Source organism: Paenibacillus taihuensis (assembly GCF_003386535.1).
Taxonomy (GTDB): domain Bacteria; phylum Bacillota; class Bacilli; order Paenibacillales; family Paenibacillaceae; genus Paenibacillus_Z; species Paenibacillus_Z taihuensis.
The window spans coordinates 79,433-96,391 of sequence record NZ_QTTN01000012.1 but is presented as its reverse complement, the minus strand read 5'-3'; the positions used below and the strand labels follow the sequence as shown (position 1 = coordinate 96,391).

Below are 16,959 nucleotides of genomic sequence, written 5' to 3'. Positions count from 1 at the left end.
TTTGAGTCCTCCCGCTTCATTCGATAAATTGTTAGGCTAGATTGCCGGTCCGTAAACGCCGTCCTCCGGCTGATAGATCCGAATATAGTCAATCTCCAACGTTTGCGGGAATACCGTTGTTTCGTCCGGATAGCCCGGCCAGTTGCCGCCGACAGCGAGGTTCAGCATCATATAGAACGGCTTGTTGAACGGTGCCGGATGGGGCTCGTTCTCGGACGTTTCCGTCTCGCGCGTGTACCATTCGCTGCTCTTGTAGAACAGCTCGCCGTCGATGTACCAGCGCATCTGCGCCTCGGTCCAATCGAGCGTAAACGTATGATAATCATCAGCGAACTTGCCTTCCGGGAGCACGAAGCAGTCGCCCTTGTAATAGTGCGGGTTGCCCATATGCAGCGTGCCATGCACCTTGTTCGGCTCATGCCCGCACATTTCCATAATGTCGATCTCGCCCGCGCTCGGCCAATCGCCGTGAATCTGCAGATCGGTCGGCATCATCCAGAACGCCGGCCAGATGCCTTGTCCGTAAGGAAGCTTCGCGCGAATCTCGAATCGGCCGTACAGCCAGTCCACCTTATTCCGCGTCACCAGCTTGGCCGACGTATAAGGACTGCCCTCGTACTCTTCCTTAATCGCTTTGATCACGAGCTTCGAGTCCTCGATATAGGCATTTCTCGGCTCTCTCGTATAATACTGCAATTCATTATTACCCCAACCGTGACCGTCGATATCATAATCCCACCGGCTGAGGTCGATCTCGGGCCCTTCAAACTCCTCGTTCCATACGAGCTTCCATCCGTTGTCGGATATTGTGAAGTCTTTATTGTTGTCAGTCATTGTAGTCCCTCCATTGATTATCTAAAAATTTGCTATATATGCGCTCTGCTATATTGGATTTTTCCACTCATTTTTTCAGATATTTGCCCTTTTAGCGGGCTATATTGGATTTATCCACTCATTTTTAGCGGAATGGGTCCATTTCGCCTGTTTTAAGCAAAAATGAGTGGATTTCTCCAACATAACAAGCAATTTGGGCCCAAACCGCCCTCCCATGTTGGATTTATCCAACATAGCCCGAAGAGAAGGAAGAATCCCGTGACGGCTGAGGAGTTCCGAGCTGGCTGGGGAGTCCCGTGGCGGCGGGAAAGTTCCGAGCTGGCTGGGGAGTCCCGTAGCGGCTGCCGTGGCTGCGGGAAGTTCCCATAACTATGGGAGAATCCCAGCTGGCCGAAGGGCAATGGATGCGAGCAAAGTACTCAGCGAGCATCCCCTTGTCACACCCCCAACCGCAAAGCGGTGCAGGGGGAGTGCTCTTGGGGCGCTAAGCGCAGCGGGCGGAGTCGGAGTGGAGAAGCGATAGCGGTCGCCTTTGTCCCCGGATTTATTCCTCTTAGGAATACAATCCGATAATCCGGGGACAACAGCGATCGGAACCCGACCTCCGCACGCGGAGCGACCACCGCCCCTCTATTCCCCCGTAATCCCCGAGCGGTCCACACCTTCCACGAACCAACGCTGCAGCACAAAATACACCACAAGCAAAGGAGCGATCGTCAGCATCGTGCCGGCCATTTTGATCGCCTCGTTGATTTGATTGCCTTGACCGCCGCTCTGCGGGAACATTTTCGTAAAGCTGTCGGTGAACTTCTGCAGCTCGAGCGGCAGAATCGTCAGCTTGTTGCCGAAGTAGAGCGCCGCCAAGTACGATTCGTTCCAGTACCAGACGAACGAGAACAGAAACACGATAATGAACGCCGGGCCAGCCGTCGGAACGGCAATGCGGTAAAACATTTTGAGATACCCGGCACCGTCGATTTGCGCCGCTTCTTCCAGCACGACCGGAAGCTTTTTGAAGAATTGATAGAAGATCATAATGAACAGCGCGCTCTTCAGCCCTTGGCCGAGAAAGGCGGGATAGATGTATGTTTTGAGCGTGCCGAGCAGGTGATAATCCTTGAACATCAAGTATGTCGGAATCATCGTAACGGACGGCGGAATGATGAACGTCGCGATCATGAGCGCGAACCAAAGCTTCTTAAGCGGAAAATCAAACCGCGCGAAGCCGTAGCCGATCACGGACGTCATCACCATCTGAATAATCGACGGCACGCCGGCGACGAGAATCGTCTGCATCAGCGTCTTGCGGAAGTTCAGCACCTGCAGCGCCTTCTCATAGTTCTCGGTATAGAGCGACGTCGGAATCCATTTGACCATCGAATTGACGAGGTCATCGAGACTCATAAAGCTGTTCACCAGCATGAAGAGCAGCGGGTACAAATAGATAAAGCCGATCCCGATGAGCAGCAGATAGACGACAAGCTTGAACACGATTCCGTCATTCTCGCCCATACCGAGCAGCAGCTTGCGAATACGAGTCAGTACAGCTACGCTTTGTTGCTTCACTTGTTGTTGCTTCACCTTCATGCACCTCCTAACTCTTTCTCGTTCTAAGCAGCAGCGACCAGATCGCCAGCACGATCGCGATGAGGACGAAGTAGATCCAGGCGATTGCCGTTGCGTAGCCGAAGCCGGTCGTTGTATTGAACATGTTGTCTTTGATCATGACGATAATTTCATTGAGCGCGAAAGTCGAAATGTAGACGATCGTATAGATGAAGTTGACGAGCACGAGCGGCATCAGCATCGGCAGGGTCAGCTTCCAGAACGCCTCCCAAGGCGATGCGCCATCGATTCGAGCCGCCTCGTACAGCGAATGATCGACCTTCTGCAAGCCTGCCAAGAAGATCAGAATTTGCACGCCGGAGAACCACAGCACCATAATAATTTGCTTGAACAGGTACATAATCGGGTTCGCAACGGCCGGGGTCAAGCTCTGCTTCACCATCTCGAACATGCTGTACGATTCGATGTTCGGAATGTTGGTGACGCCTTGGCTGAGCAGCTCGTTGATGACGGGGCCGCTCGTGATGATCACCGGAAGGAAGAAGATCGTCCGGAAGATGCCGCGCATCTTGATTTTCTGATTGATAAGCAGGGCGATAATGAGCGAGAACGTCACGATAATCGGCACATTCAGCGCCATCTCGCGCAGATAATGAAGCACCTTCTCGACGAACGTCGTATCGGAGACGAACGCGTATTTGTAATTATCCCAGCCGACGTAATTGGTCTTAATGCCGAGCGGCGTTACTTTGACCTTCTGAAAGCTCAAGTAGAGCGAATAAATCATCGGCCGCAATGCAAAGATGAAGAATCCGATAATCCAAGGCGAGATGAACGCTGTACCGACAAGTGCTTTTCTGCGTTTGTTCGTCATGCGGATGCGGATACTGGCCATTACGTTCTCACCTCGATTACTTTATAGCTGAGTGGTTCTACGGTAGCTTTCTCGCCGGTATAAGCACTGTCGTTATAGTTCACGATGATCGCTTTGCCGTTCGAATACTTCACTTGAACGACGCCTGCCGAAAGCACGCTGCGTCCTTCAATCGTCGCATACTGCACTGGCGCAAGCGCTGCGTTCAACTGCTTGTACGTCTTCACGATATTGTCCTTCCAGTCCGCGAACGCCGAAGCAAACACATCTCTGGAGTTGGTATGCGCCAAGCGGAATGCCTGCTCGCTGGTCAAGTAGTAGGTCGGATACGACGCTGTCTCGATCATCGCCAGCAGCTCTTTCCGCGGATTCGCGAAGAAGTTGATCGGCTCGGCAAAATAGTTCTTGTACCCTTTGAGCACGATCTGCTCAAACGGAACTGCTTCGCTCGTGTATGTGTACTGCGAGGAATGCATCGGAACGTCGAGCAGCTGATCAGCATACGCAAGCATATAATCGTTCGGGTGATACATCGCCATGTTCGGCGCCTGCGACTTCAGCTGCTCCATCATGCTTGTATAGGATTCAGCGGTCTTGCTGCGGCTCGATACTTGGCCGTTCACCCGCTCCGAGAACAGCTCGTACGGCGTCTCGTCTACGGCGATCGATGCGATCCCTTTCTTCTTGTACGCACTTCCGTTGTCCGCCGCAATCTTCTTCGCGTAATCCGCCGACATGAAGTATTTCATGGGATACACTTCCTGATAAGTCGGCACGGACAAGAGCGACTTATCGATCTTAATGGCAGCGCCGTCGCGTGCGGAGAACCGCTTCGATGTATCGAACGCGGTCGTATAGTCCGCGTAGTAGTAGAGCTTGCCGCCTTGATCGTCCAATTGCTTGCTCAGCTTGCCGAATGCATTCGCTGAGCCGAGCTTGGATTCGAAGCTGATCGGCGCCGGGTTCGTTCCGGAATAGCCTCCCTTGTTCCAACCGCGGTATACGACGTCTATACGGGTGACGCCGCCATCGCGCAGCTGGTTCAGCATCGAAGAGAGCTGATCCACAGTCGTCATCGGAATGAGATGGTTGGAGAAGAGGCTGCCTTCCGTCTCCGCGCCAAGCACATCCAGAAGAATCGGGATGTCTGCGCTGCCGCCTGCTGCGATCGGCTCCTTCGGCATGTCGCGGTGCGCGATCAAGTAATTCCGGTACGACTTCGCCATGCCGATGTAGCTGGCGTCTGAACCCTCCAAGAAGGAGTAGCGCAGCTGCATATCCTCCGCATTGCGATTCTTCTCGAAGACGACGACGCCGCCCATCGTACGGCTTGTCGGCTGCAGGTACGATTCACGGACGATAAACTGCGCCGTCGTCCAGTTGTACGGCGTTTTCACGCCGCTTGCGTAGCTAATAATCTTCGCGTTGTATTTACCGTCCTCGACGACGCCGAACAGCGCATGCTGATTCTCGCCATGGACGAGCCCGAATACCGGAAACTGCGCATTGTACGGATCCTTGGCGCCGTCGGTCAAGCTGTCCGTGATACGGGCGATGTCGATGCCCTTGTTTGCCCCGTAGATTTTCGCCTCGTACGGCGTCTTGAACTTGCCCTTGTTATCCGCGTAAGCGATGAGCGCTCCCGAACCGTCGGGGATAAACATATACCCGCTCGTATCGCCGGCCTTCGTCGCGCCGAGGAACGGATAGACGAGAACCGAGCCGAGCTTGAATTGCTCCCCTTCCAGCACGCTCTTCTGCGGAATTCGCACGACGAGCTGACCGCCGTCCAGCTTCACGATCAGATCCAATCCGATCTTCAGATCATTGAACCGAATGGTCGCTTGAAACCCTTGATCAATCGGCTTGATCTGAATCGTCTTGTTGGTCTCCGTAAGCAGGTCGGTACGGATCGCGTTGTTGTTCTCTTTATCGAAATAGTCGATCGACACGCCGGACTGAATGAAATTGAGCCATGTTTCGTTCGCATCCGGCTTTACCATATCCGAGGACCATACATAACCCGATTGCTTGTTAACCACTTGAATCGCGAGCGTATCTTCCTTCAGCCGAAGCTGCAGCTTGTCGTTCTCCGCAATCTGACGGTAATCGGATGCGAGCGGGCTCTGCGCCGGCTTGTCCGGGAACGCCGTCTGAAGCACGGCCGCCGGCGTCGTATCCACCGTCTCCTGATCGCTTCCGTGTTTATAAATGACTACAAAAACAGCAATGCATGCGGCAAGCAATCCGCACAATAACAGCGGCTTTATCCATCTATTGTTCCGCACGCGTAATCATCTCCTGAATGACAGAGTCGGCGAAGTCGTAAACTTGATGCAATATGACATATACAATGAACAGCACGAGGCTCGTAATGAGCATCGTAAACAGCGTAATGAACAAGTTGCGCAGCGTCTCGCGAACGGTATAATCATGCACTTCCTTCACCATCAAGAAGAGCAGCACTGCACACCAAGCCGTAATGATCGCATTCGAGAAGCTGAACAGGAACGCGTCATTCAGCGTCAGTACATTAGAAGCGATTACGACGATCGGATGAAAAATAAGATAAGGTGCAAACGCATAAATGGTGCCTTGATACACTTGAGAGAACTTGCCTTCACCGTCAGTAATCGTACTGACCAGATAGTTCGATACGATCCAGAGCGCGAGCGGAGCGATGAGCATCGCAAGCTCCTTCGTCAGGTTAATCGTCGACGCGTCTGCTTGATCGAAGATGAACCCCGTGCAATACAAGGTGAACAGATACTCCACAATCAACAGCGCATAGAGCAGCGCAGCCGAAATCGCTGAGGTTCTGCCCTCTTCCCGCAGTCCATACAAGCCATCGAGCGGATGCTTGATGAATCGGCCTATATAGAGCAGCTCGCGTATGAGGCGTACGTTCATGATCGCCTTCTTCACACGCACAGCCGGTGCCAGTATGCCCGTCCTCCGATGCAGCCACCTAAGCAGCGAGCGCAGCACCATCAGTCCGATAATAATGAGCACGACTGTCAGCAGGTTATGCTGCAGCCATCTGTTGCGGATTTCCCAGAATGCATTGGAGTAGCCGCTGACATCCTTCGCTTGCTTGTATTCCGCCATCGCTTTCGCATATAGCTCTTGCTTGATATAAGCATCGCCCAGCCCCCGGTGAGCCAGGACGAACAAGCTGTTGCGCTGCTCCACGAGGTTCCATGGCGCCTGGCTCTTTACATACAGTCCGTCCTTATACAGGTCGAGCGCATGATGAACCAGCTCCACGAACTCGGTCGGCTCATACACTTGGATGCTGTTACGGCCCACGTCGGTAATGTAGACGTAGCCTTTGGAGTCGGTCGCGATGCCCGCGCCGTTCAGCAGCAAGCCTTCGCGGGATTTGCCGTCGTCCGGCGATCCGGAAACGAACAGCAGATGCCCTTCGCTGTCGAACTCGTAGAAGTAACCCCGTTGGCCAACCGCGAAAATATTCCCCGCCGCCGACACTGAAATGTCGGTATAGCTCGGATCCCAGAACGTGCCCGGAATCAAGTTATAGCCGGAGATATTAAGCCGCTTGATCGGCTGATCCTTGTCTCCTTGCGTAATCGTGTACACGAGCCCTAACGCATCGATCGCGACGTTCGTCGGCGTATTCGGCACGTTCTTGAACAGCTTCTCGATCTGCTTCTTCGTGAAGAAGAAGCGCTGGAGCACCAGCTTCGCCGACGGCTTCGAATCATTCGTTCCGAAGAAGCCCATGAAATCTCCCTCGGGACTCATCTGAATGACCCCGTTCGTCGTGCCTTCGGAGATGATATATACATTGCCTCGTTTATCAACGGTCACCTTCATCGGCTTATACGGCGTGCTCTTGCCGTACAGCGGCGTCTCCGGACGCCCCAATGTCTGCAGCACTTTGCCTTCCTTGCTGAAGTGCAGCACCTGCTCAAGCCCGCTGTCCGCGACGTAGACGTCGCCATTCTCGCCCGCGAAGACGCCTGACGGCGCATCGAGCACATCCTCGCCAATCGTCCGGATGAGCTCCCCGCCGCGCGTCATGACGACGATTCGGCTGTTATCGGTATCCGCGATATAGAGCGTGTCGCTGCCGTCGATGAAGATATCGGACGGCGTTGCGAACTCGGTATCGCCTGCCTTCTCGATCGAGCCTGCCGGCTCATAGGCGTCGGGCGTCCGCTGGAAATCGCCCGTGTAAGTTTTGTACGTCGCTTCCGCGGCTGCGAAGCCCGGGAGCAGCGACATGCATACGACAAAGGCGCATAGTGCAACAACGATAGATTTTGCGATCTGTCTCATCTGTCTCTCCCCTGACTATTTCAACCCGGAATGTGCCATCGTGTTCATCACTTTGCTTTGCAAGAAAATAAAGATGATGAGATTTGGCAGGAACATAAGGAGCGACGCGGCCGCGGACATCCCTTGTCCGGCGACGTTGTTGCCGTTCTGGCTGACAAGCGTGCTCATGAAGAAGCTTACGGTCTTCAAGCTCTCGTCGTTCACGTAATACGAGGACGTCTCGATGTTATTCCACACGAGCTGGAACGATAGAATCGCCACCGTCGCGAGCGCCGGCTTAATGACGGGCAGCATGACTTTGCGGAATACGAGAAACTCGCCCGCGCCGTCCATAACAGCCGCTTCCTTCAGCTCATCCGGCACTTGATCGATGAACTGCTTCATAAGGAAGAGGCCGATCGGCATGGACAGCAGCGGCAGAATATGCGCCAAATACGTGTCCATAATGCCGCTCTTGTCGATAACGAGAAAGCGCGGAATCTGCACCGCAATCGGCACGAACATGAGCGCTACCGTATTCGTCTCGAAGATGGCCGCCCGCAGCTTGAACTTCATTTTGGACAACGCATAGGCGGCGAGCGCGCTCATAAATACCGACAGGAACATGACGCTCAGCGTCACGATAATACTATTGAACACGTACCGACTGAACGGGATGCCCGAATCTCCCGCGAATCCGAGCAGGTCTTTGAAATTGTCGAGCGTCGGCTGCTGCACCAGGAAGCGCGGCGGGAACGCGAACAGCTCATTGACCGGCTTGAACGCATGGAACACGATAAAGATGATCGGCAGCATCATGAACATCGCCAGCGGAATCAGGAAGACGTAGAACTTCAGCTGGCTGCGGTGGAATTTCGTCGGATTTATTTTCGTACCTTGATAAGACATAAGTGATCCTACTCCTTCTCTCCGAACAGCTTCCATGAGAACTTGGACAGCACATAGATGCCGACGAGCAATATGACGGATAGCGCGGAAGCATACCCCATCTCGTATCGCGTCAAGCCGTAGTCGGAGATATGGTTGACCATGACTTGACCGGCATATTGCGGTGTCGGATTGCCGCCTGACAGCTGTACGCCAAGGTCTCCCGATTGGAACGTCGTCACGACGGCCATTACCGCCCCGAACAGCATCTGCGGCTTCATGGATGGAATCGTAATATGGATAATTTCCTGGAACCGGTTGCTGATGCCATCGATATAACCGGCTTCATAAATCGATTGGTCGATGTTCAGCACCCCTGCCAGCATCGCGAGGAAGCCTACGCCCATGCTGCTCCACAGGGAAACGATGATCATAATCGTCATCAAGTACTCCGGCGACTGCAGCCACTGAATCGGCATATGGATAAGTCCGAGGCGCAGCAGCCACGCGTTCAGATAACCGGTCTGGTCACCGCTGAAGAAAATCGACCAGACGACGGTCATCGCTACCCCCATCGTCATCGACGGGGAGTAAATGATTAGCGCGAGAATAGTACGCGGTCTGTGCGGAATCTGAGCCAGCATCCACGCCAGCATGAACGAGATGATGTAGCCGCCCGGTCCTACGATAAGCGCGAACTTGATCGTATTCGGGAGCACGTATTGCATGAAGATATCGTCCTGCGTAAAGATCGCCGTATAATTGCTGAAACCGATCCACTTCGGCATCTCGATCGTGTTGAAATTCGTAAACGACAGATAGATCGCCACTAATACCGGAACGACGATAAACATCGCAAACATGAGCAAATAAGGAGATAGAAACCAGTAGGCTTCGTTAATCTTCCGCTTCTTCATCGTTTCTCAACCCACTTATCTATCGTATTGATCGTCGGAACCGGGTTGTCCTTCACCTGCTTGCCGTTCTTAATGAACCCGAATTCCTCCATCTTCTTGTCGATCTCGCGGTTGGCGCGAATGACGGAATCATCGACGGCCGTCCGCGGATTGTCGCCGTCGAACACGACCGAGTTAAACACGTTGCTGAGCTCGCGCTCCACCATGTAAGCGCCTGGAACACGGGATGCTTCACGCACCCACTTGCTCTGCTCGAGAATCGTCTGCTTGTCTTCCTCCGGCCACGGCGATTCGGCAAAAGCATCCATGTTCGCGGAATTCCACATGAACATCGGTCCAAATTCAGCCTGCTCCATATTGGCAAACTCCACCTGCACCTTCGTGGACATCCACCATTTGAGGAAATCCCACGCTTCCTGCTCCTGCTTCGTTCCTTTGAAAATCATCGCCGAGGTGCCGCCGCTTGGCGACCACCGCTGAACGGTACCGTCCTGCATCGTGCCCGGATGCAGCGCGATCTTCCAGCTGTTCGCGATTTCCGGCGCTGCGACCTTCAGCTGAATGTAGGTCGACAGATCCGAAATGCCGATCGGGAGAATGCCCGAACGGAAGTGCTGGTAGAAGTTCGGCACGTCCTGCGGCAGATTGTAAATTGTGAACAGGTCGGTCATGAACTTGATACCTTTGAGCGCCTGCTCACTATTGATCGCTGTCTTCATGCCGTCGTCCGTGAACAGCTCGCCGCCGAATTGATAGATGAACGGCGTCGTTGCCCCGAGCGGCTTGAAGCCTTTATAGAGCGCCAGCGGATCGTAGAAATTCATGCCGAGACGCTGCAGCTCCGGCAGCATGTTGACGACATCGTCCCACGTGTTCGGCACGCTGAGCTTCAGATTGTCGAGAATATCTTTGCGATAGAACAGCACCCAGAAGTCCTGCGATTCCGGCAGTGCATAGACGCCGTCTCCATAGGCGAATGGAATCATCGCGCCCTTTGAGAACGGCTTCACTACCTGCTCATAATCGTCGAACTTGCGCAGGTCGACGGCCGCATTCCGTACCGCGAGGTCGTACGGAATCCAGCTGGAGATGCCAAGCGCGGCATCCGGCTGGCTGCCTGTCGCGTTCGCCAGCACGAGCTTGTTCTCGTCCGGCATAATCGAGAGCTTGACGTTGATGCCGCTCTGCGGCGTAAACTCCTCGTCGATCATCTTCTGCATCAGCTCGACCTGCTCGCGTGAGTTATGCACCCACACGTTCAACTCGGTGCTTGACTTGCTGGAAGCGGAGTAGGACTGCTTCGTGAACGATAGGAAGAAGCGCTTAACCGATTCGCGGAACTTCTTGAAGAAGCCCGCGTTCGCTTTCGGCAGCTTGCCTTCCTGGTAGACGTAGATCTTATCGAGCGCCATCGGCGAATGCGTAATGCGCTGCAGCAGGTCGCCGAGCAGCTGCGAGACGGAAGTGCTGCCTTCGGAGAAGAGCGCCATCCGATTCGGCAGCTTGTCCGGCTCTTCGGCAAGCGAACGCAGCTGGCTCGCCGCTTTCGTCAAGTTGTTCAGCTCGGCAATCTCGCCGCCGTCTGCGTTCAGCTTGTTCAGCTTGCCGTACTCGCTCTCCAGCTGATCGGCCCAGCCGGTCAGCGTCTTATCGAGATTCGGAATATATTCGCTTAAGTCCCAGTCCCGGTAAGCATCGGTGTGATTGCCGGTCAGCTTGCGGATTTCGAGCGACAGCTTGCTGATCTGCTCCATCTGATTCTCAATGACTTCCGTGAGCGGCCGGATCGGCTCGAGGTCAACGGCCATCGTGAGCGCGTGCTTTCCTTTTGTAAAATAGAACTCGTACGGCTCATCTCCGCTGCCGCTATCACTTCCGCTTCCGCCAAGCACGGCGTTGTTCCAGCTCTTGCTGTACTGGAATCCGTAATCCTGCAGCTCGCGGAACGGCACCTTCCCGTCAATGGCGATCTGGCGGAAAACCGGCATGTCGCGCAGGCTGTCCTGCTTATATTTCATGGCAATCCGGTAATAGCCATCCTTCGGCGCATCGAACTCCCAAGTTGCGGCCTGGCCGCCGCTTGCCCATGTGCCGCCAAACCCGTTCAACATGCGGTGCTTCGTATCGTACGGCGTCATTTGCGGATCGTCGATCGAGATCGCGCGAATGGAAGAATCGTTCTTGTAGACCGGCGTCTCCGCCTCGATGACGATCGGCGACTTCAGCGGGCTATTATCACTCGGCTGCGGCTGATTCTTGGTGTAAGCTTCATAGCGATCTATTTCGGAAGGGGAGTCTGCTGTTATGTTGCCGAGCAGCAGTTCTCCTCTCGTATTGGCTATGGTTATCGTGTTGATGCCTTTATTGAGTTTATAGAGAAGCGGTTTCATATACGCATAGCTTGCGTCCATGGCGTATCCATGCTGCCAAGCTTTCACCTTCTGCGGGTGCGGAAGCAGCTCGTTGCCGTAGCGATCGAGCTTCTGCGCCGTTTGCTGATTCTCCCAGAGGTTCGGGAACAGTATGCGGCGGCTTTCATAGAACGGATATTTACCATTCACTTGAATAAAGCCTTCGGTAGGCAAAATACTGTCGTCTGTAATGTAGTAATCGAAGCCGATTTGGTAAAGTCCGGTTTGCGGCACGTCGAGCTTGGCTGTGAGCTGTGAATGAGGAGTGAGACGGACGGTATCTGTGGTGTAGCCAAAGCTTTCATTCTTGGCGGCAATTAGACTAACGTTCGCAGGCTCGACGCTCGGATTAATCGTCACTTCCGCATGCGGGAGAGCCGGAACGGCGGACCATTCCTTCAGCATGTCCGTATAGCTGCGCTCCAGCTGAATATGCTGCGCTTGCGCTGATGCTGACTGCTGCTTCTGCTGCGAATCGGGAGAGGCATCGCCGACTAATATGCCTTCCGCCGACGCCAGCTGAGGCTGGCAAACGCCGATAATGAGGGATGCGGTGAGGACGGCCCCTAGTAAAGTACGCCAACTGTTTTTCATAGTCTCTTCCCTACCTGCCTTATTAATGCCGTAAGTGTGAGCGATGGGGTCATCTCTCACACTTACGGATGCTGTTTGCTATGAAGATAAGAATGGATTATTTCAGCATTGCTGCTTTCGCTTTCGCAACGAATTCGTTCGCCTTGTCTTCGAATTCTTTTGCCTTATCGGCTACTTTGTACTCTCCGGAGTTCAGCTTCTCCGTGAACTTGTTCTCCGTATCCCATGCCGCAAAATCATTCCAGCCCGGAACGATCGGCATCGGAACCGCGTTGGACATCAGCTTCATAACTTCCTTCTCGCCTGGCAGCGTCAGGTTCGCTTCAAGCTTCGCCCATACTTCCGGTTGATCCGCAGTCGGGTACTTCGTTACCGGCTGGCCGGCAGCTTTCTCGATATCGGCACGTTTGAGTGCGCCTTCCTTGCCCCAAGTCATCCATTTTGCCAGCTCATAAGCCGCTTCCGGATGCTCTGTCGTCGAGGATACGCCGATAAAGTCGAGGATCGTTTGGATACGTTGGCCTGCCTTACCGGATGGCATTGGGTAGAAGTCAACGTCACCAGCGCCTGCCTTCTTCATTTCGCTTGGGATCCAGCCCATGTTCCAGGAGTAGTCGATCGCCATTGCCGAATGCCCTTTTTGGAACGTCCATGCGCCTTCGTCGCCCCACAGCTTCTTCTTCTGTGCGCCTGTCATGACATCGTCAACCTTCAAGCGGCGAAGCTCCAGCTTCAGATTGTACGCGTCGATCCATTCTTGGCTTGTAAAATGGAACTTGTCTCCGTCGTACGTATCCCAGCCAAACGAATTATCGTTGTTCATTGGCAGCCACTCTTGGAAGCCAAGGTCGCCCCAAGGACCGCCGATGCCGTAGTAGAACTCGTCCGGCTTGGAGAACTTCTTCGCGAGGTCGATCATTTCGTCGAATGTCCAGTTGTAGGAAGGCAGCGGCACGTTGTTCTTCTGGAACAGCGTCTTGTTCACGAATACGCCTTCTGCATACTGGAACGTGCCCATTGCATAACGCTTGCCGTCAAACACTGCCATGTCGGCAATGTTCTTGTAAACCGTCTTCGACTCTTCGTCCTTGTCCCAATATGGAGCAAGGTCGAGCAGCCAGTCGTTCGTAATCGCGAGCGGTACGTCCTTCATCGTGAATACGTCCGGCATTGTACCTGCAGCAGCCGCAGCCGTCAGAGACGGTTCAGGCGGGAACGTAATCGTCTTATCGTACTCAACCGTGATGTTCGGGTATTTCTGCATGAATGCCTTCAACATTTCTTCTTCAAGCTTGTTGTCGCCGCCGTCTGCATAACGAAGTGTGAACTTCTCCGTCGTCCAAGCTGGCGCTTCTTCCGGTTCAGCCGCTGTGTTATCCGCAGCCTGGTTCGAGCTTGTCGTGTTTGTCGCGTTAGCCGCATCGGGCGAAGTATTCTTATTCGCCGAATTGTTCGCAGCATTGTTCTGTGAATCATTGGACTTGCTGGAGCAGCCTGCCAGCATGGAAATCACAACTGCAGCAATCATGAGAACAATGAGTACTTTGCTAGATTTCATTCCTAATCCCCCAACTCGATATATATTGATACACGTTAGTGCAATGTATCCCGCTTTTGGCCTTGCCTATTGCCTTGCTCGTTTCGATGCCCATTCTGCAAACTTTTTTTGAAATCGATTTCAATAATTACACCAAGGATTTTCACGTTTTCACACCAAACTTCATTAAATCTTTGAAATCGATTTCAATTTTCCCAATTACAACCGGTTAGCGGCTGTATGTAGTTGAAGACTGGCGAACGATAAGCCGTGAGTTCAGCACCGATACGCGCGGAACTTCAGCCTCGCCATTCATGCTGCGAATCAATTTCTCTGCAAGCAGAAAGCCCATATCATACTTAGGCTGGTCAATCGTGCTCAGCGATGGCGTCAAATACTTCGACACCCGATCATTGTCCACGCCTACTATGGCCACCTCGCCCGGAATGCCGATCTTCTTCTCATTGCAGTACTCGTACACGCCTAGCGCCATTTCGTCATTTGCCGAGAAGACCGCAGAGAATGTAAGTCCCTTCTCTTTCAATCGCGCGAACGCTTCATAGCCGCCCGTCTCATTGAAATTACCGTTCTCCACCAGCTCCGGCCGGAATGGAATGCTGTGCATGCCCAGCGCCTTAATGTACCCTTCGAGACGATCGTAGCTGTCCTTCGCATTCGCATATCCGCTTAAGAACACGATGTCGCGATGCCCTTGGCCAATCAGATGCTCCACCGCTTCTTTCGCCGCGCTTACGTTGTCCGTATGGACGTTCAGCACATTCGCGCGATCAATCCGGCGGCCGATAATCCCCACAGCAAAGCCTCGCTCTGCCAGGTCCACAATCTCCTGCTCCGGCAATAGCGACGCGACCAGAATAATGCCATCCACGCTCCGATCCATCAAGAGGCGCAAATACTCGCGCTCAATGTCCAGATCATTCTGCGTATCGCAGATGACAACCTTATACTTCTGGGCATAGGCCTTCGTTTGAATCCCTTTGACGATATCGGTGTTGTAGGACACTTTAATGTCCGACACGATAACGCCAATGGTCATCGTCTTCTGTTGGCGTAAGTTCTTCGCCGCAGCGTGAGGCACATATTTCAGTTCCTCGATGACTTTGAGAACGGCGTCTCTGGTCTTCGGTTTCACGATCGGATTGTTGTTCAGCACTCTGGAGACCGTCGTCGGTGAAACATTAGCCAGCCTTGCGACGTCCACAATTTTAATGTCCATATGCATTCGCCTTTACGTGGGAGATAGAGAATTGACAATGAATGCGTTTTTACGACAATTCATGTTAATACCTTATCAGAAGCTGAAATCGTTTTCAATACCTTTCTTGTGCTCGTGCACAAATTTAATAAATCAAAGGTGGAAGCCATTCGACCTCCACCTTTGATTCATGCTTAGACTTAGTTCTCGTCCTTGAACTTCTCGTTCACCTTGTCGATCGCGTCTTGAAGGCCGAGCCCCATTTGCTCATCAGCGAACTTCTTCAACGCTTCCTTGATATCTTCTTTGCCCATGACAAGCTTCGTTACGAGACCTTGCACGTCGCCGCCGCCTGTATTGAGCGAGCCTGCGTATGCATTGACTACCCAGTTCACAGGTGCTTTCTGACCTGTTTGCAGCTGCTGTGCTTCAACTTCATCCAGGTACTTCTGCGTTTGCTCTACTTCGCTTGGACCGTAGCCTTCTACATAACGTTTGCCGTCCGACCAGATCGACAGACCGTTAAACAGCGAGGAGGACGGGTATTTCTTCGCCAGATCGAAATCCTTCTCTTCGGCATGCTTGTTCGTTACCATGTCGCCATTCGGCTCCCAGTCTACGCCTTGCAAGCCATATCGAACTGTCTTCTGACCTTCCGGCGAAGCCAGCCAGTCGAACACCGCCAGGATTCGATCCTGTTTCTCGTCGCTCAGGCTGCCGTTAAACATCGTACCGGACCAGTAATCGTAGTAGCCGTACAGGTAGTTGTTGCCGTCTGCTGCCGGGATCGGAGGCAGGATCTTCACCGCATCGATATACTTCACGCCTGGGTTCTCTTTTTGCCAGTTTGGCACGTCATAAGCCATGTTTTTAACCGTATTTACAAGCGCTGCCGCTTTGCCTTGATTAAACTTTGCGCCTGCATCCATGTTCGGTACGGAGAAATCTTTATCCAGAATTCCGGATTGGTACAGATCGCGCTCATGTGCAACCACGTCAGCGAATGCATCCGTCATCCAGCCCGGCTTCCATTGTCCGTCAATCTTCTGCCACCACTGCATCGCAGGAGCAAGGTTATGGAACACGCTGTCGCTCGTCCAGTCGATGCTTGAAGTCGTCAATGGAATGACGTGCTTCTTCTCGCCGAGCGTTTTCAGCACCGTCTTCAGTTCATCGTAAGTCGTTGGATCCTTCAAACCGAGCTCGTCCATCCAATCCTTCCGAATGAGAATACCGCGATCGTTCGGAAGCTCGTTGCGGCTAGCCAGCATACGCGGAATGAAGTAGTTTTTTCCATCCGACGCCGCTGCGCCCTTCACGTCTGGAAGATCCGTATATTGTTTCAGACTCGGATATTTGCTCATATCGTCCGGAAGCGGTTTAATGATGCCCTGCTCTACCCATTGGTTGAACAGGTCGCCGCTTGTTGCGTCTGTGAAGAACGCGTCCGGCAGCTGGCCCGATGCTGCCCACAGCTTCGTGCGGTCGCCGTAGTCGCCCCACGATTCATTGACCGGCTTGATCGTCACATTGAACTTATCCTCTATCAGCTTCAGCATATCGTCCGTCTGTCCGTCTTTAATAACCGTGCCGATGTCCATATAGGCGATCGAGATATCCAGATGGTCTTTATATAAATCTCCTGTCGCTGTGCTGCCGTTGTTACTGCTGTCTGCGCTGCCCGAATTCGAAGTATCGTTCGCAGCCGTATTCGCATTTCCCGAATTGCTTGTATTATCACCATTAGAGCCGCAGCCTGCAAGCAAGCCTGATGTAAGCAGAGCAACACTAAGCCCAACCGTAAGAGCATTCTTTTTCTTCATGTCTCTTAACCTCCTTGG

At 53.2% G+C, this 16,959-nt stretch carries 11 protein-coding genes; all 11 read right to left on the bottom strand.

Annotated features, from left to right (window positions below; genetic code table 11):
* Positions 1-36 precede the first annotated feature (36 nt).
* The 11 genes from A8990_RS12320 to A8990_RS12270 all read right to left on the bottom strand — a co-directional run bounded on the left by A8990_RS12320 (position 37) and on the right by A8990_RS12270 (position 16,941).
* A complete protein-coding gene (locus tag A8990_RS12320; RefSeq protein WP_116189330.1) occupies positions 37-834 on the bottom strand; it encodes a glycoside hydrolase family 16 protein in 798 nt (265 codons plus the stop codon).
* 630 nt (positions 835-1,464) lie between these two features.
* Complete coding sequence (locus A8990_RS12315; RefSeq protein WP_245995981.1) at positions 1,465-2,415, bottom strand: carbohydrate ABC transporter permease; 951 nt, start codon at positions 2,413-2,415, stop codon at positions 1,465-1,467.
* A 13-nt stretch (positions 2,416-2,428) separates the two neighbouring features.
* On the bottom strand, positions 2,429-3,295 hold the full coding sequence (locus tag A8990_RS12310; protein ID WP_116189328.1) for a carbohydrate ABC transporter permease: 867 nt from the start codon (positions 3,293-3,295) through the stop codon (positions 2,429-2,431).
* Positions 3,295-5,562 carry a DUF5696 domain-containing protein gene (locus tag A8990_RS12305; protein ID WP_116189327.1) on the bottom strand — a complete coding sequence of 756 codons (2,268 nt, stop codon included), beginning with the start codon at positions 5,560-5,562 and terminating at the stop codon, positions 3,295-3,297. The genes A8990_RS12310 and A8990_RS12305 overlap by 1 nt, the downstream gene beginning before the upstream one ends.
* On the bottom strand, positions 5,549-7,576 hold the full coding sequence (locus tag A8990_RS12300; protein WP_116189326.1) for a YIP1 family protein: 2,028 nt from the start codon (positions 7,574-7,576) through the stop codon (positions 5,549-5,551). Before A8990_RS12300 ends, A8990_RS12305 begins: the two co-directional genes overlap by 14 nt.
* A gap of 15 nt (positions 7,577-7,591) precedes the next feature.
* Complete coding sequence (locus tag A8990_RS12295; RefSeq protein WP_116189325.1) at positions 7,592-8,464, bottom strand: carbohydrate ABC transporter permease; 873 nt, start codon at positions 8,462-8,464, stop codon at positions 7,592-7,594.
* 8 nt (positions 8,465-8,472) lie between these two features.
* Complete coding sequence (locus A8990_RS12290; protein ID WP_116189324.1) at positions 8,473-9,360, bottom strand: carbohydrate ABC transporter permease; 888 nt, start codon at positions 9,358-9,360, stop codon at positions 8,473-8,475.
* Complete coding sequence (locus A8990_RS12285; RefSeq protein WP_116189323.1) at positions 9,357-12,365, bottom strand: extracellular solute-binding protein; 3,009 nt, start codon at positions 12,363-12,365, stop codon at positions 9,357-9,359. Before A8990_RS12285 ends, A8990_RS12290 begins: the two co-directional genes overlap by 4 nt.
* Before the next feature lie 97 nt (positions 12,366-12,462).
* Complete coding sequence (locus A8990_RS12280; RefSeq protein WP_116189322.1) at positions 12,463-13,923, bottom strand: ABC transporter substrate-binding protein; 1,461 nt, start codon at positions 13,921-13,923, stop codon at positions 12,463-12,465.
* A gap of 208 nt (positions 13,924-14,131) precedes the next feature.
* Positions 14,132-15,139 (bottom strand): LacI family DNA-binding transcriptional regulator, encoded by a 1,008-nt coding sequence (locus A8990_RS12275; RefSeq protein WP_116189321.1) that lies wholly within the window; start codon positions 15,137-15,139, stop codon positions 14,132-14,134.
* A gap of 179 nt (positions 15,140-15,318) precedes the next feature.
* On the bottom strand, positions 15,319-16,941 hold the full coding sequence (locus A8990_RS12270) for an extracellular solute-binding protein (RefSeq protein WP_181909539.1): 1,623 nt from the start codon (positions 16,939-16,941) through the stop codon (positions 15,319-15,321).
* Between the last annotated feature and the right edge of the window lie 18 nt (positions 16,942-16,959).